Origin of the sequence: uncultured Xanthomonas sp. (assembly GCF_964278005.1) — a bacterium.
In the GTDB taxonomy this organism is placed as follows: Bacteria; Pseudomonadota; Gammaproteobacteria; order Xanthomonadales; family Xanthomonadaceae; genus Xanthomonas_A; species Xanthomonas_A sontii.
Window position 1 is genome coordinate 577,048 of record NZ_CAXYKF010000023.1, and the last position, 21,300, is coordinate 598,347.

A 21,300-nucleotide genomic window follows, 5' to 3' on the forward strand; every position below is an offset into this window, starting at 1 on the left:
ATTCGGGATTGGGGATTCGGGATTGGGGATTCGCAAGAGCCAGGATTCTCGCTTTTACGAATCCCCAATCCCGAATCCCCAATCCCGCGCGCGCGCCAGCGCGCGTCAAAAGACGCGCGGCGGCTCGCCACCGACGATCACCACGTCGGCCGGGCGGCGTGCGAACAGGCCGACGCAGACCACGCCCGGGATCTGGTTCAGTTCGCGCTCCAGCGCCACCGGGTCGGTGATCGACAGGTGGTGCACGTCCAGCACCACGTTGCCGTTGTCGGTGATCACCCCGTCGCGCCAGACCGGCTGGCCGCCGGTGCGCGCCAGGATCTCGCGGGCGACCAGGCTGCGCGCCATCGGGATCACTTCGATCGGCAGCGGGAACGCGCCCAGGGTCTGCACCTGCTTGCTCGGGTCGATGATGCAGATGAAGCGCTCGCTGGCCTCGGCGATGATCTTCTCGCGGGTCAGCGCGGCGCCGCCGCCCTTGATCAGACACTTGTTCGGATCGCACTCGTCGGCGCCGTCCACGTACAGCGACAGGTTGCCGGTGTGGTTCAGCTCCAGCACCTCGATGCCGTGCTGGCGCAGGCGCGCGGTGCTCTGCTCGGAACTGGACACCGCGCCCTTGATGCGGTGGCCGATGCGGCCGAGCGCGTCGATGAAATAGGCGACGGTGGAACCGGTGCCGACGCCGACGATCATCCCGTCCTGGACGTAGTCGATGGCTTTCTCGGCGGCAAGACGCTTGGCTTCTGACATTTGGAGAGCTCGGGAGTGGGGATTCGGGATTGGGGATTCGTGAAAAGCGGGTCGGCGGATGGGGCCGGGCGAATCCCCAATCCCCACTCCCGAATCCCGGCTATTCGAGCGAAAGCAGCAGCTTCCACTGCGCGGCGCTGACCGGGAACACGGACAGGCGGTTGCCGCGGGCGACCAGCGGGAAGCCCTCGCCCAGCGCGTCGGCGTGCTGCTTGATCTCGTCCAGGGCGATGGTGCGCGCCAGCTTGCGCTCGAACGCCACGTCCACCAGGTACCAGCGCGGCTGCTCCTGGGTGGCCTTGGGGTCGTGGTAGTCGGAGGACGGGTCGAACTGGGTGGCGTCGGGATAGGCCTGGCTGGCCACGCGCGCCACGCCGACGATGCCCGGCACCTTGCAGTTGGAGTGGTAGAACAGGATGCCGTCGCCGACCTTCATGCCGTCGCGCATGAAGTTGCGCGCCTGGTAGTTGCGCACGCCGTTCCAGGGTTCGGTGCCGACCCGCTGCAGGTCGTCGATCGAGAAGGCGTCCGGTTCGGACTTCATCAGCCAATAGCGGGTGCGTGCGGTCATGCGGGGGAATCGGGCGCGGTCGACAGGGTGAGGGATTCGGTGCAGACCGCGTCCAGCGCCACATCCCAGGCCGCCAGCGGCAAGGCCGCGACCTGTTGCGCGTCGAAGGCGGCCCCGACCAGCCAGGGCGGCGGAGCCTGCCGCTGGCGGAAAGCGAAGCTGCGATCATACCAGCCGCCCCCCATGCCCAGGCGGCCGCCGGCGGTGTCGAAGCCGACCAGCGGCGTCACCACCAGCGCCATCTGCTCCGGCGCCAGGGTCGTGGCCGGGTCGACGTCGGGCTCGGGAATGCCGTAGCGGTTGGCGCGCAGCGGTTGCCCGGGGCGCCACGGCGCGAAGCGCAGGGTGTCGCCGCTGAGCATCGGCAGGCAGTACTGCACCGCCTCCGGCAGCGACAGTTGCCAGCGGTGCAGGGCGATCTCCCCGTCCATCGCCCAGTAGCCGCCGACATGGCCGTGCTGCGGCGCGAACGGCAGGTCCAGCAGTCGCTGTGCCAAGGCATCGGCGGCGGCCAGGCGCACGGGCGCGGTGAGCGCGCGGCGGCGCGCGCGCAGGTCCTGGCGCAGGGAGTCGCGGTCGTCGGCGGTCATCGGGCGGGCGTGGCGAGGGAGGCCGCTATTGTCGGCGGCGGCGCGCGCACTGACCAGGGCGCCGCCGCGACGATCACGCGTAGAGCGCCACCGTCTGCCGGCCCCACAGCACCAGCCGCCCGGCCGTATCCCAGATCTGCATGTCCTGCAGCGAGTAGCCGTCCTCGGCATGGCGGCTGGCCGAGCGCAGCAGGAACCAGTCGCCGGCGCTGGCCGGCTGCGGGAAGTCCAGGGTCCAGGTCATCGAACTGACCGGCGCCGGTGCGGTGAAGCAGGTCATCGCGGCCGGCGGCAGGCAGTCGCCCAGTGCGACCAGGGCTACGCCCGGGTCCACGCCGGCGGCGTCGCGATGGCGCGCCCAGACCAGTAGCTCCGGCGTGGCGGCGCCGGAGATCGGCAGCGCGCCGCCGGCCAGGCGCATGTCGAAGTTGGCGACGAAGGCCGGGGTCGCCGTGTTGTCGGCGATCGGCGTCGCGTCATCGGGGTCGACCACCGCCGGCCGTGCCGGCAGGAAGTCGTGGGCGATGCGGCTGGGCCGCGGCTGTGCGAACAGCAAGGCCGCACGCAGGGCGACCTGCCCGTCGGCCAGACAATCGACGCCCACGGAGGTGGCGGACTTGCCCTGGCGCAGCACCTGCGCATCGAAGCGCAGGCTGCCGTCGGCGGGGCCGATGAAGCCGATGTGCGCCGACTTCAGCGGCGGCAACGCGGACGGTGCCGTGCGCAGCGCGGTCTGCAGCGCCAGCGCCGCGGACAGGCCGCCGAAGGCGGTGCGGCCTTGTCGCCAGCTGGCGGGGACGTCGAATCCCGCGGCGGGGTCGAAGCGGTCGAGGATCTGGGCGAGCGTCGGCAATCCGGGATCTCCGTGATGGGGCGACCAGTATCCCGGGTTTCGGTCGGTGCGAGAACGCGTGGCACCTGCAATGCGCCGGCGGCGACGGCGTGGTGAAGGCGCACGCTGCGGGCGCACAAAAGGAAACGGCGCCTTGCGGCGCCGCTTCCTGGAAAAATTGCATTCTCCGCCGTGACGATGCGTGCGAAACGACCTTGAACCCGGGGTTCAAGTGGGATGGCTGGAGAATCATCGGGCTTCCCGCTACGAGGCGGACCTGCACTCCCGATTCCGTCGCCACCCCGTGGTCGTCATTAAGGGACAAGGCGAATGTTTGCACACGCTGTCGTTCACAGCAGAGAACGCAAGTGGAGTATAGCGCCGTGATCGCGCTTGGCTAGTCCGTTCGTCGGTCCTTCGGTACGTTGCAATTCACGTTGATGATCGCAGCGCCACGTGCGGATCAGCGCGTCGTATCGACCACGTTGTCCAGGCGCCGATTGAGATCGGCGAGTGTGCGCGCCATCTCGCGTTCGTGCTTGGCCTGTTCGTCGCGCAGTTGCTGCAACTCGTGCGCCAAGTTCAGTGCCGCGAGGACGGCGACGCGGTCCACCGCGGCCATGCGGTTGCTGCCGCGCACCTCGCGCATCTTCGCGTCGAGCAGGCGTGCCGCGGCGAGCAGGCCGTCGCGTTCTTCGGCCTCGACGCCGACGGTGTATTCGCGGTCGAGGATGCGGACGCTGACCGGCTCGCTCACGTGTGCTGCTCCAGGGACTTCAGCCGGGCGATCATCGCTTCCACGCGCGAACGCGCCTGTTCGTTCTTGGTCAGCAACTGCGAGCGCTCGCCGATCAGGTGTTCCTGCTGCTGGCGCAGGCTGCGGTTCTCGTCGGACAGGCGCTGGCAGCGCTCGACCAGCGTTTCCACGCGTGCGGCAAGGGCGCGAAGCTCGGCGAGGGCGTCAGGGCTGTCCATGGCGCTCACGATAGGCATGCGCCCGAGGGGCGGTCAAGACGCCGCGCGGCGGCGCCATGGCCGGCGCTCAGGCAGGCAGCCGCAGCGGTTGCTGCAGCAGGCGCAGGCAGGCGTCCGGCTCCAGCGCCGGCGCCACCAGGTGGCCCTGGATCTCGTCGCAGCCGTGCGCGCGCAGGAACGCCAGCTGCCCGGCGTCCTCGACGCCCTCGGCCACCACCTTCAGCGCCAGCGAGTGGCCCATCGCGATGATGGTGCTGGTGATCGCCTCGTCGTCCGGGTCGCGGGTGAGGTCGCCGATGAATTCCTGGTCGATCTTCAGGGTATTGATCGGCAGCCGCTTCAGGTAGGCCAGCGACGAATAGCCGGTGCCGAAGTCGTCGATGGCCAGGGTCAGCCCCAGCTCGCGGCAGGCGCGCAGCAGCGCGGCGTTCTTGCCGACCTGCGACATCACCACGCTCTCGGTCAGTTCCAGTTCGATGTTGGCCGCCGGCACGCCGGTTTCGGCGAGGATCCCGGCCATCAGTTCCGGCAGGTTGCCGCGCTCGAGCTGGATCGCCGAGACGTTCACCGACATGCACAGATCGGTCAGCCCCATCCGCCGCCAGTCGCGCAACGCGCCGCAGGCCTGGCGCAGCACCCACTCGCCGATCTCCAGGATCAACCCGGTCTCCTCGGCCAGCGGGATGAACTGGCTCGGCGAGACCGGCCCGAAATCGGCGCTGTGCCAGCGCAGCAGCGCTTCCACGCCGACCACCCGCTGCGTGCGCAGCGAGTAGCGCGGTTGGTAGACCAGCTTCAGTTCCTGATCCAGCGGGATCTTGCGCAGCGTGCTGGCCAGGGTGGCGCGGTGACGGGTGGCCTCGTCCATGCGCGCCGAGTACACCTGCGCGTTGCGGCGCCCGGCGGCCTTGGCCTGGTACATCGCGGTGTCGGCGTGCTTGAGCAACTCGCTCGGCAGCAGCGCGTGCTGCGGGAACAGGGAGATGCCGATGGAGGTGGAGACCGCGACCTCGCGGCGTTCGTCCAGCCGCAGCGGCGCCTCGAACGCGGCCAGCACGCGGGCGGCCACCGCCTCGGCCTCGCCCTGGCTGACGATGTCCTCGACCACCACGGTGAATTCGTCGCCGGCCAGGCGCGCCACCGTGTGCTGCGGTCCCACCGCCTGCTGCAGGCGTTCGGCCACCGCGCGCAGCACGCGATCGCCGACCGCGTGGCCGAGCGAATCGTTGATGTCCTTGAAGCGGTCCAGATCCAGGAACAGCACCGCGACCGAGCCGGCCTGGCGCCGCGCCCGCACGATCGCCCGCGCCAGACGCTCGGACAGCAGCGCGCGGTTGGGCAGGCTGGTCAGCGTGTCGTAGTTGGCCAGATAGCGCAGTTCCTGCTCGGCGCGCTTCTGCTCGGTGATGTCTTCCAGTACCACCACCTGGAAGCTCTGGCGGCCGTCGGCGTCGACCACGGTATTGCGGCGCAGGTGGCAGAGGATTTCCTGGCCGTCCTTGCGCCGCTTCCAGGCCTCGCCGCGCCAATGCCGGCCGTGGTCGGCCACCGGGGCCGCCGGCGTTTCCGGCGCGTGGTCGATCAGCGCCATCGGCTGGCCCAGTACCTCGCGCTCGCTGTAGCCGGTGATGCGGGTGAAGGCCGGGTTGACCGAGATGAAGCGGCGGTCCTCGTCGAGCACGGCGACGGCCTCGCCCATGCTGCGCAGCACTTCGGCGGCGATGCGCCGTTCCAGGTCGGCCTGGCGGTGCGAGGTGATGTCGCGTGCGGTGCCGGCGAGCCGGCGCGGCGCGCCGCTGGCGTCGTAGTCCACCACGCGGCCGCGCACCCGCGCCCAGTGCCAGACCCCGTCGCCGGCCAGGTCCACCCGGTACTCGGCGGTGTAGATCGCGGTCAGGCCCTGCAGGTGCTCCTGCAGCACCTGCCGCGCCTGCTGCATGTCGTCGGGATGGATCCGTAGTGGTTCGTTCTCGCGGATCACCAGGCCGATGTCCTGCGCGTGCGGCGTGGCCTCGTCGGCGCGCATCAGCCGCAACCTGCGCTGTTGCAGGTCGTAATCCCAGAAGTGTTCGCCCGAGGCCCACAGCGCCAGCTTCAGGTGCTGGTCGCGTTGTTGCAGTTGCGCGTGCCGTTGCAGTTGCTCGCGCAGGCGCCGACGCGAACGCAGCGCGAACAGCGCCGCCACCCCGCCGGCCGCCAGCGCGGCGAGCGCGACCAGCGGCCATGCGGCCAGCAAGGTCTCGCCGAACAAGGCGAGGCCGGTTCTTTCCGCAGCTCCTGCAGCAACGTGCTCCAATGGCATGGCGGAAAGTGACTTCTGTCAAAGAACGGGTGATGGAGTGTAGGCGCGTGCCGGAAGCCACTACAAGCGGCGGCGCACACGTGGTTGCTACACTGCGCAGTCCCGATTCCGCCGCAGGCCTCGACAGGCCCGCGGCCAGCGCCCGACAGGCTTGCTCCATGACCGAACTTCCCACTGCCGACCAGATCGCCGATGCCAGCCGGACGCTTGGCCTGGCTGCGTCGGCGGCCGAACTGCACGGCGGCCTGTGCGGCTGGCTGGCCGGCGGCGGCGCCGAATTGCCGGCATGGCCGGCGGCCGTGCTCGCCGACGCCAGCCTCGCCGCGCCGCGCCCCGGCGATGCGCTGGACCGCCTGCGCGAGGCCACGACTGCGCAACTGAACGACCGCGATTTCGGCTTCGACCTGGTGCTGGCCGATGCCGGCGCGCCGCTGCCCGAGCGCGCCGACGCGCTGTTCGACTGGTGCCGCGGCTTCCTCGGCGGCTTCGGCCTGGCTGCGGGGGCCGCGCCGCCGCTGTCCGAGGAAGGGCAGGAAGCGCTGCAGGACGTGGCGCGTCTGGCCCAGGCCAGCGCCGACGATTTCGACAGCGGCGACGAGGACGAGGACGCGCTGGCCGAGATCGAGGAGTTCGTGCGCGTGGCGGTGCTGCTGCTGCACAGCGACTGCGTGCTCGGCCCGCGCCACCGGCAGCGCCTGAACTGATGAAGCGGCTCACCGGGATTTCCTCCGGCGAGTACGTGCGCCGGCGCCGTCATTTGATGGACATGGCCGGCGAGCAGGCCATCCTGGTGCTGCCCAGCGCACCGGAGCGGGTGCGCAGCCACGACACGCACTACCCGTACCGGCAGGATTCGGACTTCTGGTATCTGTGCGGGTTCGCCGAGCCGGACGCGGTGCTGGTGCTGGTGCCCGGTCGCCGCCACGGCGAGGCGCTGCTGTTCTGTCGCGAACGCGACCCCGAGCGCGAAGCCTGGGACGGCCCGCGGGCGGGCCAGGAAGGCGCGGTCGAGCGCTACGGCATGGACGATGCCTATCCGATCGACGACCTCGACGAGATCCTGCCCGGGCTGCTGGAAGGCCGCTCGCGGGTGTATTACCACTTCGGCCGCGACGTCGATTTCGACCTGAAGCTGATCGGTTGGGTCAAGCGCGTGCGCGAGCAGGTGCGGCATGGCGCGCAGCCGCCGCACGAGTTCCTGGAACTGGGCCATCTGCTGCACGAACAGCGCCTGTTCAAATCGCGCGACGAGATCGCGCTGATGCAGGTCGCTGCGGACCTGAGCGTGGCCGGGCACCGCGCGGCGATGCGGCTGGCGCGGCCGGGCGTGCACGAATACCAACTGCAGGCCGAGATCGAGCGCGAATTCCGCGCCGGTGACGCCTGGCCGGCCTACGGCAGCATCGTCGGCAGCGGCCACAACGCCTGCGTGCTGCATTACCGCGCCAACGCCGCGCGCCTGCGCGACGGCGACCTGGTGCTGGTCGATGCGGGCGCCGAATACCGCGGCTATGCCGCCGACATCACCCGCACCTTCCCGGCCAACGGCCGCTTCAGCGCCGAACAACGCGCGCTGCACGATCTGGTCGGTGCCGCGCATGCGGCCGCGCTGGCGCAGGCGCGCCCGGGCGTGGCCTACGAGGCCGGACACCTGGCCGCGGTGCAGACCCTGACCGAAGGCCTGCTGCGGCTGGGCCTGCTCAAGGGCAGCGTCGAGCAGAACCTGGCCAGCGGCGACTACCGGCGCTTCTACCGGCACAAGACCGGTCACTGGCTGGGCCTGGACGTGCACGACGTCGGCGACTACCGGCTGGCAGGCGAATCGCGCCTGCTCGAACCGGGCATGGTGTTCACCATCGAACCCGGCCTGTACGTGTCGCCGGACGACAAGGACGTGGATCCGAAGTGGCGGGGCATCGGCATCCGCACCGAGGACGACGTGTTGATCACCGACGACGGCCATCGCGTGCTCACCGATGCCCTGGCGCGCAGCGCCGAGGAGATCGAGGCGTGGATGGCTGGGAATGGGGAATAGGGAAGCGGGAATGGGAAAAGCGGTCGCCGCGCGCGGAAAGGTCAGCTAGCAGACCTGGCGCGTTTGCCGTTGCGAATACCCAATCCCGATTCCCCAATCCCGGCGGCGGCCGTCAGGCCGCCGCGACAGCCTGACGCCGCGCCCGTGCGTACAGGCGGCCGGTCGCGCACAGTGACTGGCTGAACAAGGGGGATTCATGAAGATGTGGATGCGATGCCTGCTGGCGGCAGGACTGTGCGTGGCCGTCGCAGCGCAGGCGCGCGCGCAGCAAGTGGCCGCGCCGGCGGCGCCAGCCGACGCTGCGCCCGCGGCGACGCAGGCACCTGTGCCTGCTGCGGTGCCCACGCTGGCGCTGGACGATCTAGAGACGTTGCTGTCGCTGCGCGCTGCGCCGGAGGCCCGCGCGCAGATGCTGGCGCAGGTCGTCGCGCTGGCGGGTAAGGGCGATGGCGCCTCGGCGTACGTGTTGGGCGTGCTCTACCGCAATGGCGAGGCGCATCCGGCGCATCTGGTGCCGCGCGACCTGGACACGGCCCGCTACTGGCTGGAGCGCTGCCTGGGCATGCCGCGCTGCCCGCTGCTCGCGTTGGCGTCGCTGGCCGAGCTGGAGTTGTCCGCCGGCAATGCCAAGCCGGCGCTGCAATGGGCGCAGGGCTGGGTGGCGCTGGACCGCGAGTTCACCACGCGGGCGCGCGAGATCGAAGGCCGCCGTGTGCGCCCCAGTCAGCGCAATCGCGATACCGCCTACCATGCCTACCTCCTGGAGCGCTGCTATGCGGCGATGCCGAGTGGCGACCGCGACGCGATCGGCCTGGCCTGGTTCAATGCATTTCGCGTGCAGTGGGGCCGGGTCCTGGACCGGATGCTGTTCGCGCAGCTCGATGCGCTGCAGGCGCAGGATGGCGAGGAGGCTGGCGGGCTGACTGCGCGTGCCGAGAATCAACGGCGCAAGACCGTGCTGGACAGCCCGATGGACCTGCCGGTCACGCCGGCGTTGAGCCTGTTCCTGATGCGCGGCGATCCGCAGGGCGGACGTCCCGAGTCCGCCCTGGTGCTGGAGGCGCTGCCTTCGCCGAACGCGGCACGTGGACTCGAAGCGCTGGCACGCGATTTCAAGACCGCGCCGTATCCGGCCGCCGCCGGGCAGCGCCGCTACGACCTGATCCCGATGAGCTTCAATCGCGGCCCGTACGCGCTGACCGGCAAGTGACCGTGGCGGCGGCCATCAGGCCGCCGCAAACACCGGCCGCGTCAGGTTCTCGGGTGCGTCCTCGGTGCACACCACTTCGTCCTCGATGCGGATGCCGCCGTAGGGCTTGAACTGCGCCACCCGCGCCCAGTCGACGCTGCCGCCATGGCCGGCCTGCTTGAGGTCGTCGAGCAGCATGTCGATGAAGTACAGGCCCGGCTCGATCGTCACCACCATGCCAGGTTCCAGGGTGCGGGTCATGCGCAGGTAGGGATGGCCGTCGGGGCGTTCGATGCGGCCGCCTCGGTCGCTGGCGGCGAAACCGGCGACGTCGTGCACCTGCAGGCCAATCGGGTGGCCCAGGCCGTGCGGGAAGAATGCGGCGCTGACGCCGGTGGCCACCGCGGTTTCCGGCGACACGGTGAGCACGCCGGCGTCCTTCAGCACGCCCATCAGCGCCAGGTGCGCGTCCAGGTGCAGTTGCCGGTAGTCGACGCCGGCGCGCACGTGCTGGCCCATGCGCTGCTGCGCGGCGTCCACCGCGTCGATCAGCGCCTGGAACTCGCTGTCGCGATCGGCGGCGTAGGTGCGGGTGATGTCGCTGGCGTAGCCGTGTGCCGAGGCGCCGGCGTCGATCAGGAAGCTGCGCAGCGGCGTCGGCGCCTGCCGCTGCAGTTCGGTGTAGTGCAGCACGGCGCCGTGTTCGTTCAATGCCACGATGTTGCCGTACGGCAGTTCGTTCGCGTCCTGGCCGACCGCGGCGCAGTAGGCCATGTGGATCTCGAACTCGCTGCGGCCGTCGCGGAACGCGGCCTCGGCGGCGCGATGGCCGCGCACCGCCGAGTGCTGCGCCTGGCGCATCAGTGCCAGCTCGTACGGCGTCTTGTAGGCGCGGTGGTATTCCAGGTAGTCCAGCACCGCCGGCGGGTTGTTCGGCACGTAGGCGCCCAGCGCGCTCTGCGGCTCGCCGAGGATCACGCTGCGCGCGGCATCCGGCAGCAGCGCCAGCGCTTCGTCCGGGGTGCGGATCAGATGGATGTCGCAGTGCTCCACCCACCAGCCGCTGGGCGCATCCGGCACCACGTGCCAGTAGTCGCGCGGCTGGTGGAAGATCACCTGCGGGCGGCGCCCCGGCGTGTACACCAGCCAACTGTGCGGCACCCGCGTCAGCGGCAGCCAGGCCTTGAACTGCGGGTTCACCGCGAACGGATAGTCGCGATCGTCGAACACCTGGTAGTGCAGGGTGCCGCTCGGGACCACCAGGTGGTCGAAGCCACCGCGCGCCAGCGCTTCGTCGGCGCGTCGGGTCAGGGTGCGCAGGTGGTCGGGATACAGGGCGCTTGGATCGTGCTGGGGCATGGCGGCGGACTCGTTCGGCGATGCGGAAACGGGGGCGCCAAGTGTGCCGGAAACGGTGCAGGCGTGTGGACGTGCACGGATGGTCTATCCATGGCATGCGATGCCGAAGCTACGCCGGCGATGCGGGGCTTTGTCGATCCGCCGGAGACTCTTTGCGGCCGATCGCGCAACGGTCGCGAATGGCCGTCGCAGGAGCGGCTTCAACCGCGACCGAGGCGTTCCCGGGAATGCCGGTCGCGGCTGATCCCGTCACAGGGATCAGTAGCGGCACCTGCGAGGTTGATCCCGCTAGCCGCCGGTCGCAGCGTTGATCCACTGCCGCAACAGGTCGCGATGCGTGGGGGAAATGGTCAGGAAGCGGAAGCCGGCCCAGGCCTGGCCCGGTGCGTGCGAGGGTTCGCTCCACAACAGGTGCGCGCCGATATCGATCTGCACGTCGCGGTCGGCGTGCGGTATCGCGAAGCGCAACTGGTACAGCGCGTCCTCGTGCAGCGGTGCCGAGGCGAGCAACAGCATGCCGTGTTCGGAGACATTGCCGAGGCGGCCGACCACGGCGTCTTCCATCAGGTCCAGCACCGGCACCATGTCTGGAACCTGAAGGCGCGGCGATCGGCGAGCGTCTGCGCTCATGCGCCCTCCATGGCGTCGTCGGCGGCGGGAACGCCGGCCAGGGTGCGCAGCGCGCGCACCGCGGCCTGCCAGGCGCGGTCGATCAGGCGGGCGCGGTCCTCGCTGACGATGCGCGCCTGTCCCTGCGCCAGCAGCCGCGCCAATCCGTCGAGCGTGTGTTCGGCGGCCTTCTGCCCGCGCTGGTTGACGAACAACGCGCGCTCGGTGATCGGGCTGTACCAGGACAGGCGTTGCCGCTTCAGGTCGCCTTGCTGGTTGACGACGAATTCGAACCAGGTGCCGAACGGCAGCGTGCGCAGCCGCGCATACGCGGCCTGTTCGGCCGCGTTGCGCGGCGGCAGCGAGGGGCGCTCGCCGTCCTCGCCCTGCTCGCCGAGGCGGGTGCGCGCTTTCAGCCGCACGCTGAGTTCGGTGCGCGAGGTGGTGGCGTCGGTGCCGCCGGGCGTGGACAGGCGGCGGGCGATGGCCTCGGCTTCCTGCTGGTGGTAGCCCACCTGCAGCAGCGCCTGGCCCACGCGCTCGGCCAGGGCCGCATCGGAGGCGCCCTCGCTGCGGCAGGTGACCTCGGCGATGCGCTCGGCCAGGCCGATGCGCTCGCGCCAGGTCTCCGAGTCCTCGCCCTGACGCAGCAGGGTCAGCACCAGCACGTCGGACCAGGCCTGCTGCAGCAGGGTCTGCACGAAACCCGGCGGTTGCCGGGCGCTGCACAGCGCCTCCAGGGTGGCGGTCGCGGTCTGCTTGGCCAGCTCCAGCCGTTCCTTGCCGCGCGCGGCCTCGACGTGCCGGCGCTCGGCGATCTCGGCCTTGTGCGCCAGGCTGCGCTGCTGCGCCTGGATCTCCTGGTGGGCCTGCTCGAAGACGGTCTCGTCGCCTTCGTACTCCTCGATCACGCGGTCCACGGCCTGGTTGAGCTTGAGCAGCAGCGTCGGATCGCTGTCCTCTTCGCCCAGCCAGGTGGCGCCGGATTCGGCGACGGCATTGAGCAGTTCCCGCGCCGGGTGCCGGCTGCGCGCGAAGAACGCCGGATCCTGCAGCGCGGCGCGCACCAGCGGCACCTGCAGGCGTTCCAGCAGCGCCGCGGCCGGCGCGTCGGGGCGTACCTCGCGCTCGATCTCGCCGTACAGCAGGCCGAGCAGGTCGAAGGTGTCGGCCTGCTGCGCTGCCAGGGTCGCCTGCGCGCCGTGGGTGGCGCGCAGCGCCTGCAACAAGGCGGTCTGCACGTCGCGCAGGTGGCGGCGTCCGCGCAGCCCGCCCAGGGTGCTGTGGGCCGGCGGTTGCGCCTGCAGTTCGCCCAGGGCCTCCAACAGGCTGGCGATCGGCACCGGGGCCGCACCGGCGGCGCTCGCCGGCCGCGCCGGGAGCGCGGCGGCACCGGCGGTCTCGGTCGTGGGCGCCGCCGCGGCGGGCACGGCCTTGGCGCGCGCCGCGGTCAGCAACTGGCGCAGGGTGGCCAGGTCCGGGCCGCTGGCGGCCGATTCCGCGGCGCCGGCCGCCGCGCCCACTGGCGGCAGCGGTGCCGTCGCGGCAGGCCCCGGCGGCACGCCCATGGCGGGTGCGGCTTGACCAGGAGCGCTGGCGTTCCCGCGGGGGCCGCTGCCGGCAGCGGGCGGCACCGCGGCGCCGGGCATGCGCGCCGCGCGCCGCGTGCCCGGGTCGACATTGGTGCTGCGCGCCACGTAGGGCAGATAGATCAGGCCGGGCAGCACCCCGGCGTGGGTCAGCAGGACATTGGCCCGTTCCACCATCTCGCCGTAGCGCGCCAGCACCTGCCGTTCGAAGGCGCGATACAGCGCCAATTGCGTGTCCAGGCCCAGGGCCAACGCTTCGCCGGCGGTGCGCAGCAGCCGGCACAGCGCGTGCGGTCCCAGCGGCAGTTGCTCGATCTCGAAGGCGGGCCGCGCCGCCAGCACGCCGAAGCGCTGGCCGAGCAACTGCAGCGGGATATTGCAGCGGATCGCCTCGCGGCGGGCGATCTCGTGCAGCACGATGTCGCGGTCGATATCCACATCGGCGACCAGGGTCAGCATCTGCGCGGCACCTGCCTTGGCTGCGCGCGGCGCAGCGGCCGTTGCCAATGGGCTGCGGATCCTGGCCAGCCCGGCTTCCAGCTGCGCCTGGTAGAACGGCGCCAGGCGCCCGCGCTGCGCGCGCACACGTTGCGCCTCCTGGAACAGGTCCTGTTGCACCTGGCCATTGCGGGCGCGCCCGGCCTGCTCGAGCAGGTCCTGCTCCAGCTCGTCCAGGGTCGCCTGCAGCGGCAGTTCCAGGGCCTGCCACAGCAGGCTGTTCAAGGCTAGCAGGATGTCGCGCACGCGCGCCGGCAGGGCGGCGCTGGCAAGCGTCGCTGGCGGGGCCGACATGGTCGCAGACAGGGGCATCCTGTGATCGCCGTTATACTTTTCTGCGCGGTATGTAGCACGATCCGCCGCCGCAACCAAGGCGGGCGGCGCGGCTCAGGGCAGGAACAGGGCGATCACGTCGTTGGTGAACCGCCGTCCCAGCTCGGTCGGGACGGCGAGGCCGGCGTCCACCCGCAGCCAGTCGCGGGCCTGCGCGGTGGCCAGGGCCGGGGCGATCGCCTGCAGCGGCAGGCCGGTGCGCGCGCTGAAGTCGCGCAGCGCGAAGCCGTCGTTGAGGCGCAGGGCGTTGAGCATGTACTCGAACGGGCGCCGCTCCGGCGCGATCCACTCGTCGCCGCCGATCGCCGCCGGCATCCCCGCCGCGTCCAGGAACGCCTGTGGATGCTTGTGCTTCCAGCGCCGCAGGATGTTCTGTTCGGCGCCGGAGCTGATCTTGCCGTGCGCGCCGGCACCGATGCCGAGATAGTCGCCGAAGGTCCAGTAGTTGAGGTTGTGCGCGCAGCGATAACCGGCGCGGGCGTAGGCGCTGACTTCGTACTGTGCGAAGCCGGCCTCGGCCAGCAGCGCCTGGCAGCGCTCCTGCATGTCCCAGGCGTCGTCGTCCTCGGGCATGCCCTGCGGCGGTCGCGCGGCGAACACGGTGTTCGGTTCCAGGGTGAGCTGGTAGTGGCTCAGGTGGGTCGGCTGCAGCGCCAGCGCCTGCGCGATGTCGCGCTCGGCCTCGGCCAGGGTCTGCTGCGGCAGCGCGTACATCAGGTCCAGGTTGAGATTGGCGTAGCCGGCGTCCTGCGCCAGCTTCACCGCACGCTCGGCCTCGGCGCCGTCGTGGATGCGGCCCAGCCGCTGCAGCGCCGCGTCGTCGAAGCTCTGGATGCCGAAGCTCAGGCGATTCACCCCGGCCGCCAGATAGCGGTCGAAGCGGCCGTGCTCGGCGGTGCCGGGGTTGGTCTCCAGTGTGATCTCCAGGCCCGGCGCGAAGCGCAGCCGGGCGCTGGCCGCCTGCAGGAAGCGGTCGATCGCCTCGGGCGGAAACAGGCTGGGCGTACCGCCGCCGAAGAACACGCTGTTGACCACGCGGCCCCAGACCAGCGGCAGGTCCTGGTCCAGGTCGCGGATCAGCGCATCCACGTAGGCGTCGAACGGCAGCGCGCCCTTGGCCGCATGCGAATTGAAATCGCAGTACGGGCATTTGCGCACGCACCAGGGCAGGTGCACGTAGAGCGACAGCGGTGGCGGCACCAGCGTCGGGGTGTCGGCGTGCGCGGACGGATCCGGGCAGGCGGTGCCGGGCGGATGCTGGCAATGGTCGTGGGCGTGCGGCATGGCGGGCGGGAATCTGGAAACGGAGATGCGGGTGGTGCGGGCGCCGGAGGGTTCAGGGCTTGGCGCAGCGGCGCAGGGCAGTCTGCGCGCGCCGCGGTGTCCTGACTGGCCCGGTGCCTGCGCGCGGTGCGGTCACTCGGCGGGATGCGCCGCAAGATGGTCCGCCAGGCGCTGCTTGAGCTGCTGCAGGGCGAGGGCGCGGTGGCTGATGCGGTTCTTCAGCGCCAGCGGCATCTCGGCGGCGGTCTGGCCGTGGTCCGGATCCAGGAACACCGGGTCGTAACCATGCCCGCCGGTGCCGGCACGCGCATGCGCGATGCGGCCGCGCCAGCGGCCTTCCACCAGCAGCGGCTGCGGGTCTTCGGCGTGCCGCAGCAGCACCAGCACGCAGTAGAAATGCGCGCCGCGCTGCGCGTCGGGGACCTCGCCCAGCGCGTCCAGCAGCTTGTCGATGTTGGCCTGCGCGTTGCCGTGCTCGCCGGCGTAACGCGCCGAGTACAGCCCCGGTGCGCCATGCAGCGCGTCCACGCAGATGCCGGAGTCGTCAGCCAGCGCCGGCAGGCCGGTGACGCGGGCGGCGTGGCGCGCCTTGAGCAGCGCGTTCTCGACGAAGGTCAGGCCGGTCTCGTCGGCATCGCTGACGCCGAGCGTGGATTGCGCGATCAACTCGACCCCGACGTCGTCGAGCAGGGCGTGCAGTTCTTCGAGCTTGCCGGCGTTGCTGCTGGCCAGGACCAGTTTCATGCGATGGGCTCCAGCAGATCCCAGGTGTTGCCGTACAGATCGCGGAACACCGCGACCGTGGCGTAGGGTTCGTGACGCGGGGCTTCCAGGAATTCCACACCGGCGGCCAGCATCGCCGCATGGTCGCGCTGGAAGTCGTCGGTGTGCAGGAAGAAGCCGACGCGGCCGCCGGTCTGGTCGCCGATGCGGCTGCGCTGCGCGTCGTCGCTGGCGCGCGCCAGCAGCAGCGCCGCGCCGCGCGCATCGCCCGGCCCGACCACGACCCAGCGCTTGTGGCCCTGGTCCACGTCCTCCAGCACCTGGAAGCCCAGCTTGCCGGTGTACCAGGCGATGGCCTCGTCGTAGTCGGCCACCACCAGGGTGACCAGGGCCAGGCGCCGGTTCATTGCGCCAGAGCGGCGCGCTGTGCCGCCAGCAGTTCGCCGATGCCGCGCTCGGCCAGGCCGAGCAGCGCGTCCAGTTCGTCGCGGCGGAAGGCGTGGCCCTCGGCGGTGCCCTGCAGCTCGATGAAGCCGCCGCCATCGTTCATCACCACGTTCATGTCGGTGTCGCAGTCGCTGTCCTCGGCGTAGTCCAGGTCCAGCACCGGCACGCCGCGGTAGACCCCGACCGAGACCGCGGCGACCGCGCCCAGCACAACCGGCTTCTTCAGGTCGCCGCGCTTCTGCAGCCAGTTCACCGCATCCACCAGGGCCACGTAGGCGCCGGTGATGGCGGCGGTGCGGGTACCGCCGTCGGCCTGCAGCACGTCGCAGTCCAGGGTGATGGTGCGCTCGCCCAGCGCCGTGCGGTCGACGCAGGCGCGCAGCGCGCGGCCGATCAGACGCTGGATCTCCAGCGTGCGTCCGCCCTGCTTGCCGCGCGCGGCTTCGCGATCGGAACGCGAGTGGGTGGCGCGCGGCAGCATGCCGTATTCGGCGGTCACCCAGCCTTCGCCCTTGCCGCGCAGGAAGCCCGGCACGCGGTTCTCGACGCTGGCGTTGCACAGCACGCGGGTGTCGCCGAAGCTGACCAGGACCGAACCTTCGGCATGGCGGGTGAAGGCGCGTTCGATGCGGACCGGGCGCAACTGATCGGCCGTGCGGCCGCTGGGACGGGAGAAGGACATGCAGGGGTTCCGGGAAGGGCGGGGCCGTGCGCGGCCTGTGACCGCGTCGGTGAGGCAGGAAAGGGCGCTAGGTTAACATTCGCCCCCTGTCCGCACCGGAACACCGCATGATCCGCAGCATGACCGCCTATGCCGGCGCCGAGCGCATCACTCCCTGGGGCACGCTGGGATGCGAGCTGCGATCGGTCAACCACCGTTTCCTGGAAGTCGGCGTTCGCCTGCCGGAAGAACTGCGCGCGCTGGAGCCGCAACTGCGCGAACGCGTCGCCGCGCGGATCAGCCGCGGCAAGCTCGACCTGATGCTGCGCCTGCGCGCGCCGGAGGCAGCGCAGACCCTGGCGGTGAACGAGGCCCTGGTCGAGCAACTGGGTGTGCTTGCGCAACGGCTGGGAGTGCGTTTCCCGCAGATGCAGGTGCAGTTCGTCGACCTGCTGCAGCTGCCCGGCGTGCTGCAGGGGCAGACGGCCGATCCGGCGGCGCTGCAGGCGCAGGCGCTGGAATTGCTGGACGAGGTGCTGGCCGAGTTCGTCGCCGCGCGCGAGCGCGAGGGCGGCAAGCTGGCCGCGGCCATCGTCGAGCGCGTCGATGCGGTGGAACGCATCGCCGGCGAGGTGCGGACGCTGATCCCCGCCATCCGCGACGGCCAGCGCGCCAAGCTGGCCGCGCGCCTGGCCGATCTGCCGCATCCGGTCGACCCCGGCCGCGCCGAGCAGGAACTGGTGCTGTGGCTGCAGAAGCTCGATGTGGACGAGGAACTGGACCGGCTCGGCAGCCACATCAAGGAACTGCGCCGCGTCCTGCGCCAGCCGGAACCGGCCGGCCGGCGCCTGGACTTCCTGCTGCAGGAGTTCAACCGCGAGGCCAACACCCTGGGCTCGAAGTCGGTGGACAGCCGCACCTCCAACGCCGCGGTGGAACTGAAGGTGCTGATCGACCAGATCCGCGAGCAGGTGCAGAACCTGGAATAGCCGGGATGGCGGGAGTCGAGATTGGGGATTGGGAAGGCGGATTCCGAGTGCCGGGCGGGTCACGTCCATACCGGGTAGCATATCGACCCCGTGGGTATCGGCCCGCGGCCCCGTTCGCGAATCCCGACTCCCCAATCCCGAATCCCTGACCCTATGCGCGGCACTCTCTACATCGTGGCGGCCCCGTCCGGCGCCGGCAAGAGCAGCATCGTCAACGCCACCCTGGCGCGCGACCCGCAGATCGCGCTGTCGATCTCGTTCACCTCGCGTGCGCCGCGCCCGGGCGAACGCCATGCCGAGCACTACCATTTCGTCTCCGCCGACGCGTTCCAGGGCATGATCGATGCGTGCGACTTCTTCGAGTACGCCCGCGTGCACGGCGACTGGAAGGGCACCGCGCGGCAGTCGGTGGAGCCGCAGCTGGCCGCCGGCCACGACGTGCTGCTGGAGATCGACTGGCAGGGCGCGCGCCAGGTGCGGGCCAAGGTGCCGGACGCGGTCAGCGTGTTCATCCTGCCGCCGTCGCGCGAGGCCCTGGAGCAGCGCATGCGCAAGCGCGGCCAGGACAGCGAGGCGGTGATCGCGCAGCGGCTGGCCGCCGCGCGCGAGGAGATGTCGCACTACGCCGACTTCGACTACGTGATCGTCAACGAGCATTTCGACACCGCGGTGGACGAGATGTGCGCGATCTTCGTCGCCAGCCGCCTGCGCCGGCCGCAGCAGCAGCAGCGCCATGCCGCGCTGATCGACACCCTCCTGCAGGAACAGCCAACTGGCTGATTCCAAAGGGAACTGAATGGGGTGGGGTTGATCTCGGGCGGTTGCCGCCCTACAATCCCCGCCCTTTCCCTCATTCGAACGCGTGGCCGCCGCCGGCCCGCCGGGAGCCCGCATGGCCCGCATCACCGTAGAAGATTGCCTGGAAGTCGTTAACAACCGTTTCGAACTGGTCATGATGGCGTCCAAGCGCGCCCGCCAGCTCGCCAACGGCGTGCAGGCCACCCTCGACAACACCGAGTCGGCCGACAAGCCGACTGTGCTGGCGCTGCGCGAGATCGCCGCGCGCAAGATCGACAACGCGCTGATCGACGAGGTCGAGAAGGCCGAGCGCGAGCGCGCCGAGCGTGAAGCCCTGGAATGGGCCGCGGCCGAAGTGGTGGCCGACGAGGACATGTCCAAGAACGACGACTGATCGCGTCCCGCGTCGCGATCGTCCTGCGAACAGCCCGCATCCGCGGGCTGTTTCGTTTTGCGGGTTTGCCGTCCACGCGCCGCTGGCATAGTCTTTCCGCATGAACCCAGGCCCTTCTGCCCAGGTCGCCCACGCCGCGCCATCGTCGGCCGACGAGGCGGTCCCCGACTACGTCCTGCAGCTCGAACGCAGCGCCAGCTATCTGCCGCCCGAGCAGATCCCGCTGCTGCGCCGCGCCTGGGAGGTCGGTGCGGCCGCGCACGCGGGGCAGACCCGCAAGTCCGGCGAGCCCTACATCACCCATCCGGTGGCGGTGGCCGGTGTACTGGCCGAACTGGGCCTGGACGTGGAGGCACTGATCGCGGCGATCCTGCACGACACCATCGAAGACACGCCGCTGACCCGCGCCGAGCTGGCCGCCGAGTTCGGCGAGGCGGTGGCGGAACTGGTCGACGGCGTCACCAAGCTGGACAAGCTCAAGTTCCGCGACCGCCAGGAAGCGGCCGCCGAGAGCTTCCGCAAGATGCTGCTGGCGATGTCGCGCGACCTGCGCGTGATCATGATCAAGCTCGCCGATCGCCTGCACAACATGCGTACGCTGGGCGCGCAGAGCGCCGAGGCGCGCAGCCGCATCGCCCGCGAGACCCTGGAGATCTACGCGCCGATCGCTCAGCGCCTGGGCATGAGCCTGATGAAGTCCGAGCTGCAGAACCTCGGCTTCCGCGCGCTGCATCCGTGGCGGCACGCGATCATCGAAAAACACATCCGCAGCCAGCCGGTGGTGCGCCGCGAGTCGATGGCGCAGGTGGAAGTGCAGTTGTCGCAGCGCCTGGCCAAGGAAGGACTGGAGCACCGGCTGGTGAGCCGGATCAAGACGCCGTGGAGCATCTACAACAAGATGCGCGACGAGAACAAATCCTTCGACCAGGTGATGGATGTGTTCGGCTTCCGCCTAGTGGTGCGCGGCGTGCCCGACTGCTACCACGCCCTCGGCGCGGTGCATGCCACCTTCAAGCCGCTGGATGCGCGCTTCCGCGACTTCATCGCCATACCCAAGGCCAACGGCTACCAGTCGCTGCATACGGTGCTGTTCGGGCCCTATGGCTCGCCGATCGAGGTGCAGATCCGCACCGAGGAAATGGACCTGATCGCCGAACGCGGCGTCGCCGCGCACTGGACCTACAAGTTTGGCGGCGATTCGCCCAACAGCGCGCAGAGCCGCGCGCATGCGTGGATCGTCGAGCTGATCGAATCGCAGCGCGCCGCCGGCTCGTCGCTGGAGTTCCTGGACAACGTCAAGGTCGATCTGTTCCCGGACGAGGTCTACCTGTTCACGCCCAAGGGCAAGATCCTGGCGCTGCCGCGCAACTCCACCGCGCTGGACTTCGCCTATGCGGTGCACACCGACGTCGGCAACCGTGCGGTGGCCTCGCGCGTGGACAAGAAGCTGGTGCCGTTGCGCACCAAGCTGGTCAGCGGGCAGACGGTGGAAGTGATCACTGCGCGCTCGGCCACGCCCAAGCCGCAGTGGCTGGAGTTCGTGGTCAGCAGCAAGGCCCGCACCGCGATCCGCCACCAGCTCAAGCAGCTCGAACACGAGGACGCGGTGCAGCTCGGTCATCGCATGCTCGATCGCGCACTGGAGGCGATGGACAGCTCGCTGGAGCGGCTGCCCAAGGGGCGCCTGGATTCGTTCCTCAGCGAGCACCGCTACCCGCGCCTGGAGGCGCTGCTGGCCGACGTGGCGTTGGGCAACTGGATGCCCAACCAGGCCGCGCAGGCGCTGATGGCGTATGCCGAACTGCGCGGCGGCGGCCATTCCAAGCACTCGCAGGAAAAGATCCTGATCAACGGCACCGAGCGCGGCGTGGTCAGCTTCGCCAATTGCTGCCAGCCGATTCCCGGCGACGAGATCATGGGCTACCACACCGCCGGCAAGGGCATCGTGGTGCATCGGCTGGACTGTCCGAACCTGGCCGAACTGCGCAAGTCGCCCGAGCGCTGGGTGCCGATCGGTTGGGATACCAGCGTCATCGGCGACTACGACACCGCGCTGGTGGTGGACGTGGAGAACCGCACCGGCGTGCTGGCGCAACTGGCCGCGGCGATCGCGCAGAGCCAGTCCAACATCGAGCGTGTCGACTACCTGGACCGCGACTTCAACGCCGCGGTGCTGCGTTTCAACATCCAGGTGCGCGACCGTAACCACCTGGCCGAAGTGATGCGCCGGCTGCGGCGCTTGAATGCGGTGCAGAGCGTGCGCCGCCAGTAGGTGGTGCCGGGCGGAATGGGTCGGGAGTTCTTGTGGGAGGGACTTCAGTCCCGACGCGTGATGGTGTCAGGCGGCTTTCTGCTTCACTCGTCGCGGC

21 protein-coding genes and 1 other RNA gene are annotated in these 21,300 nt (G+C 70.4%); 7 read left to right on the top strand and 15 right to left on the bottom strand.

The window, feature by feature from the left end; all coding sequences use genetic code 11:
- Positions 1-105: 105 nt before the first annotated feature.
- From rpiA to ACHWVH_RS16835, 8 genes are all read right to left on the bottom strand, one after another.
- A complete protein-coding gene (gene rpiA, locus ACHWVH_RS16800) occupies positions 106-753 on the bottom strand; it encodes a ribose-5-phosphate isomerase RpiA (RefSeq protein WP_152240005.1) in 648 nt (215 codons plus the stop codon).
- 100 nt (positions 754-853) lie between these two features.
- Positions 854-1,324 carry an EVE domain-containing protein gene (locus tag ACHWVH_RS16805; protein WP_017910441.1) on the bottom strand — a complete coding sequence of 157 codons (471 nt, stop codon included), beginning with the start codon at positions 1,322-1,324 and terminating at the stop codon, positions 854-856.
- Positions 1,321-1,914 carry a 5-formyltetrahydrofolate cyclo-ligase gene (locus ACHWVH_RS16810; RefSeq protein WP_394687583.1) on the bottom strand — a complete coding sequence of 198 codons (594 nt, stop codon included), beginning with the start codon at positions 1,912-1,914 and terminating at the stop codon, positions 1,321-1,323. The genes ACHWVH_RS16805 and ACHWVH_RS16810 overlap by 4 nt, the downstream gene beginning before the upstream one ends.
- Positions 1,915-1,987: 73 nt before the next feature.
- Positions 1,988-2,767, bottom strand: a complete 780-nt coding sequence (locus ACHWVH_RS16815; protein WP_394687584.1) for an acyl-CoA thioesterase — start codon at positions 2,765-2,767, stop codon at positions 1,988-1,990.
- Between the two features lie 159 nt (positions 2,768-2,926).
- A non-coding RNA gene (ssrS, locus tag ACHWVH_RS16820) (6S RNA) lies at positions 2,927-3,111 on the bottom strand.
- Between the two features lie 98 nt (positions 3,112-3,209).
- Positions 3,210-3,503 (bottom strand): cell division protein ZapA, encoded by a 294-nt coding sequence (locus tag ACHWVH_RS16825; protein ID WP_267082931.1) that lies wholly within the window; start codon positions 3,501-3,503, stop codon positions 3,210-3,212.
- A complete protein-coding gene (locus ACHWVH_RS16830) occupies positions 3,500-3,721 on the bottom strand; it encodes a TIGR02449 family protein (protein ID WP_017910437.1) in 222 nt (73 codons plus the stop codon). The genes ACHWVH_RS16825 and ACHWVH_RS16830 overlap by 4 nt, the downstream gene beginning before the upstream one ends.
- A gap of 67 nt (positions 3,722-3,788) precedes the next feature.
- Positions 3,789-5,972: a bifunctional diguanylate cyclase/phosphodiesterase gene (locus ACHWVH_RS16835; protein ID WP_284468395.1), complete on the bottom strand. Its 2,184-nt coding sequence runs from the start codon at positions 5,970-5,972 to the stop codon at positions 3,789-3,791.
- A gap of 209 nt (positions 5,973-6,181) precedes the next feature.
- Here ACHWVH_RS16835 and ACHWVH_RS16840 point away from each other — a divergent pair, with 209 nt between their 5' ends.
- From ACHWVH_RS16840 to ACHWVH_RS16850, 3 genes are all read left to right on the top strand, one after another.
- Positions 6,182-6,727, top strand: a complete 546-nt coding sequence (locus ACHWVH_RS16840; protein WP_043094872.1) for a YecA family protein — start codon at positions 6,182-6,184, stop codon at positions 6,725-6,727.
- Positions 6,727-8,058, top strand: coding sequence for an aminopeptidase P N-terminal domain-containing protein (locus ACHWVH_RS16845; RefSeq protein ID WP_026143559.1), 1,332 nt, complete (start codon positions 6,727-6,729; stop codon positions 8,056-8,058). Before ACHWVH_RS16840 ends, ACHWVH_RS16845 begins: the two co-directional genes overlap by 1 nt.
- Before the next feature lie 196 nt (positions 8,059-8,254).
- Complete coding sequence (locus tag ACHWVH_RS16850) at positions 8,255-9,268, top strand: hypothetical protein (RefSeq protein ID WP_295928244.1); 1,014 nt, start codon at positions 8,255-8,257, stop codon at positions 9,266-9,268.
- 15 nt (positions 9,269-9,283) lie between these two features.
- On the opposite strand, the gene pepQ is transcribed toward ACHWVH_RS16850, so the two are convergent.
- From pepQ to rph, 7 genes are all read right to left on the bottom strand, one after another.
- On the bottom strand, positions 9,284-10,606 hold the full coding sequence (gene pepQ / locus ACHWVH_RS16855; RefSeq protein WP_394687585.1) for a Xaa-Pro dipeptidase: 1,323 nt from the start codon (positions 10,604-10,606) through the stop codon (positions 9,284-9,286).
- A gap of 288 nt (positions 10,607-10,894) precedes the next feature.
- The gene (locus ACHWVH_RS16860) at positions 10,895-11,236 is read right to left on the bottom strand and encodes a PilZ domain-containing protein (protein ID WP_150410951.1); all 342 of its coding nucleotides are present in this window, start codon (positions 11,234-11,236) and stop codon (positions 10,895-10,897) included.
- Positions 11,233-13,596 carry a DUF1631 domain-containing protein gene (locus tag ACHWVH_RS16865; protein ID WP_394687586.1) on the bottom strand — a complete coding sequence of 788 codons (2,364 nt, stop codon included), beginning with the start codon at positions 13,594-13,596 and terminating at the stop codon, positions 11,233-11,235. Before ACHWVH_RS16865 ends, ACHWVH_RS16860 begins: the two co-directional genes overlap by 4 nt.
- Positions 13,597-13,689: 93 nt before the next feature.
- Positions 13,690-14,919: a radical SAM family heme chaperone HemW gene (gene hemW / locus ACHWVH_RS16870; protein ID WP_394687587.1), complete on the bottom strand. Its 1,230-nt coding sequence runs from the start codon at positions 14,917-14,919 to the stop codon at positions 13,690-13,692.
- A gap of 132 nt (positions 14,920-15,051) precedes the next feature.
- Entirely contained in the window at positions 15,052-15,663 is a 612-nt protein-coding gene (gene rdgB / locus ACHWVH_RS16875; protein ID WP_152247347.1) for an RdgB/HAM1 family non-canonical purine NTP pyrophosphatase, read from the bottom strand.
- Positions 15,660-16,049 carry a VOC family protein gene (locus tag ACHWVH_RS16880; RefSeq protein ID WP_017907633.1) on the bottom strand — a complete coding sequence of 130 codons (390 nt, stop codon included), beginning with the start codon at positions 16,047-16,049 and terminating at the stop codon, positions 15,660-15,662. The genes rdgB and ACHWVH_RS16880 overlap by 4 nt, the downstream gene beginning before the upstream one ends.
- On the bottom strand, positions 16,046-16,771 hold the full coding sequence (gene rph / locus ACHWVH_RS16885) for a ribonuclease PH (RefSeq protein WP_010343098.1): 726 nt from the start codon (positions 16,769-16,771) through the stop codon (positions 16,046-16,048). Before rph ends, ACHWVH_RS16880 begins: the two co-directional genes overlap by 4 nt.
- Positions 16,772-16,878: 107 nt before the next feature.
- Between rph and ACHWVH_RS16890 the strand changes: the two genes are divergently transcribed.
- From ACHWVH_RS16890 to ACHWVH_RS16905, 4 genes are all read left to right on the top strand, one after another.
- Complete coding sequence (locus tag ACHWVH_RS16890) at positions 16,879-17,739, top strand: YicC/YloC family endoribonuclease (RefSeq protein WP_043094881.1); 861 nt, start codon at positions 16,879-16,881, stop codon at positions 17,737-17,739.
- 153 nt (positions 17,740-17,892) lie between these two features.
- Positions 17,893-18,519: a guanylate kinase gene (gmk, locus tag ACHWVH_RS16895; protein WP_394687588.1), complete on the top strand. Its 627-nt coding sequence runs from the start codon at positions 17,893-17,895 to the stop codon at positions 18,517-18,519.
- 112 nt (positions 18,520-18,631) lie between these two features.
- Positions 18,632-18,931, top strand: a complete 300-nt coding sequence (gene rpoZ, locus ACHWVH_RS16900; RefSeq protein WP_010343101.1) for a DNA-directed RNA polymerase subunit omega — start codon at positions 18,632-18,634, stop codon at positions 18,929-18,931.
- A 100-nt stretch (positions 18,932-19,031) separates the two neighbouring features.
- Positions 19,032-21,203, top strand: coding sequence for a bifunctional (p)ppGpp synthetase/guanosine-3',5'-bis(diphosphate) 3'-pyrophosphohydrolase (locus tag ACHWVH_RS16905; RefSeq protein WP_017909851.1), 2,172 nt, complete (start codon positions 19,032-19,034; stop codon positions 21,201-21,203).
- Positions 21,204-21,300: the final 97 nt, after the last annotated feature.

What these genes read in the sequence shown, in the direction of transcription:
- rpiA (WP_152240005.1), bottom strand. Translation starts at nt 753, where the DNA reads ATGTCAGAAGCCAAGCGTCTTGCCGCCGAGAAAGCCATCGACTACGTC.
- ACHWVH_RS16805 (WP_017910441.1), bottom strand. Translation starts at nt 1,324, where the DNA reads ATGACCGCACGCACCCGCTATTGGCTGATGAAGTCCGAACCGGACGCC.
- ACHWVH_RS16810 (WP_394687583.1), bottom strand. Translation starts at nt 1,914, where the DNA reads ATGACCGCCGACGACCGCGACTCCCTGCGCCAGGACCTGCGCGCGCGC.
- ACHWVH_RS16830 (WP_017910437.1), bottom strand. Translation starts at nt 3,721, where the DNA reads ATGGACAGCCCTGACGCCCTCGCCGAGCTTCGCGCCCTTGCCGCACGC.
- ACHWVH_RS16840 (WP_043094872.1), top strand. Translation starts at nt 6,182, where the DNA reads ATGACCGAACTTCCCACTGCCGACCAGATCGCCGATGCCAGCCGGACG.
- ACHWVH_RS16845 (WP_026143559.1), top strand. Translation starts at nt 6,727, where the DNA reads ATGAAGCGGCTCACCGGGATTTCCTCCGGCGAGTACGTGCGCCGGCGC.
- ACHWVH_RS16850 (WP_295928244.1), top strand. Translation starts at nt 8,255, where the DNA reads ATGAAGATGTGGATGCGATGCCTGCTGGCGGCAGGACTGTGCGTGGCC.
- pepQ (WP_394687585.1), bottom strand. Translation starts at nt 10,606, where the DNA reads ATGCCCCAGCACGATCCAAGCGCCCTGTATCCCGACCACCTGCGCACC.
- ACHWVH_RS16860 (WP_150410951.1), bottom strand. Translation starts at nt 11,236, where the DNA reads ATGAGCGCAGACGCTCGCCGATCGCCGCGCCTTCAGGTTCCAGACATG.
- ACHWVH_RS16865 (WP_394687586.1), bottom strand. Translation starts at nt 13,596, where the DNA reads ATGTCGGCCCCGCCAGCGACGCTTGCCAGCGCCGCCCTGCCGGCGCGC.
- hemW (WP_394687587.1), bottom strand. Translation starts at nt 14,919, where the DNA reads ATGCCGCACGCCCACGACCATTGCCAGCATCCGCCCGGCACCGCCTGC.
- rdgB (WP_152247347.1), bottom strand. Translation starts at nt 15,663, where the DNA reads ATGAAACTGGTCCTGGCCAGCAGCAACGCCGGCAAGCTCGAAGAACTG.
- ACHWVH_RS16880 (WP_017907633.1), bottom strand. Translation starts at nt 16,049, where the DNA reads ATGAACCGGCGCCTGGCCCTGGTCACCCTGGTGGTGGCCGACTACGAC.
- rph (WP_010343098.1), bottom strand. Translation starts at nt 16,771, where the DNA reads ATGTCCTTCTCCCGTCCCAGCGGCCGCACGGCCGATCAGTTGCGCCCG.
- ACHWVH_RS16890 (WP_043094881.1), top strand. Translation starts at nt 16,879, where the DNA reads ATGATCCGCAGCATGACCGCCTATGCCGGCGCCGAGCGCATCACTCCC.
- gmk (WP_394687588.1), top strand. Translation starts at nt 17,893, where the DNA reads ATGCGCGGCACTCTCTACATCGTGGCGGCCCCGTCCGGCGCCGGCAAG.
- rpoZ (WP_010343101.1), top strand. Translation starts at nt 18,632, where the DNA reads ATGGCCCGCATCACCGTAGAAGATTGCCTGGAAGTCGTTAACAACCGT.
- ACHWVH_RS16905 (WP_017909851.1), top strand. Translation starts at nt 19,032, where the DNA reads ATGAACCCAGGCCCTTCTGCCCAGGTCGCCCACGCCGCGCCATCGTCG.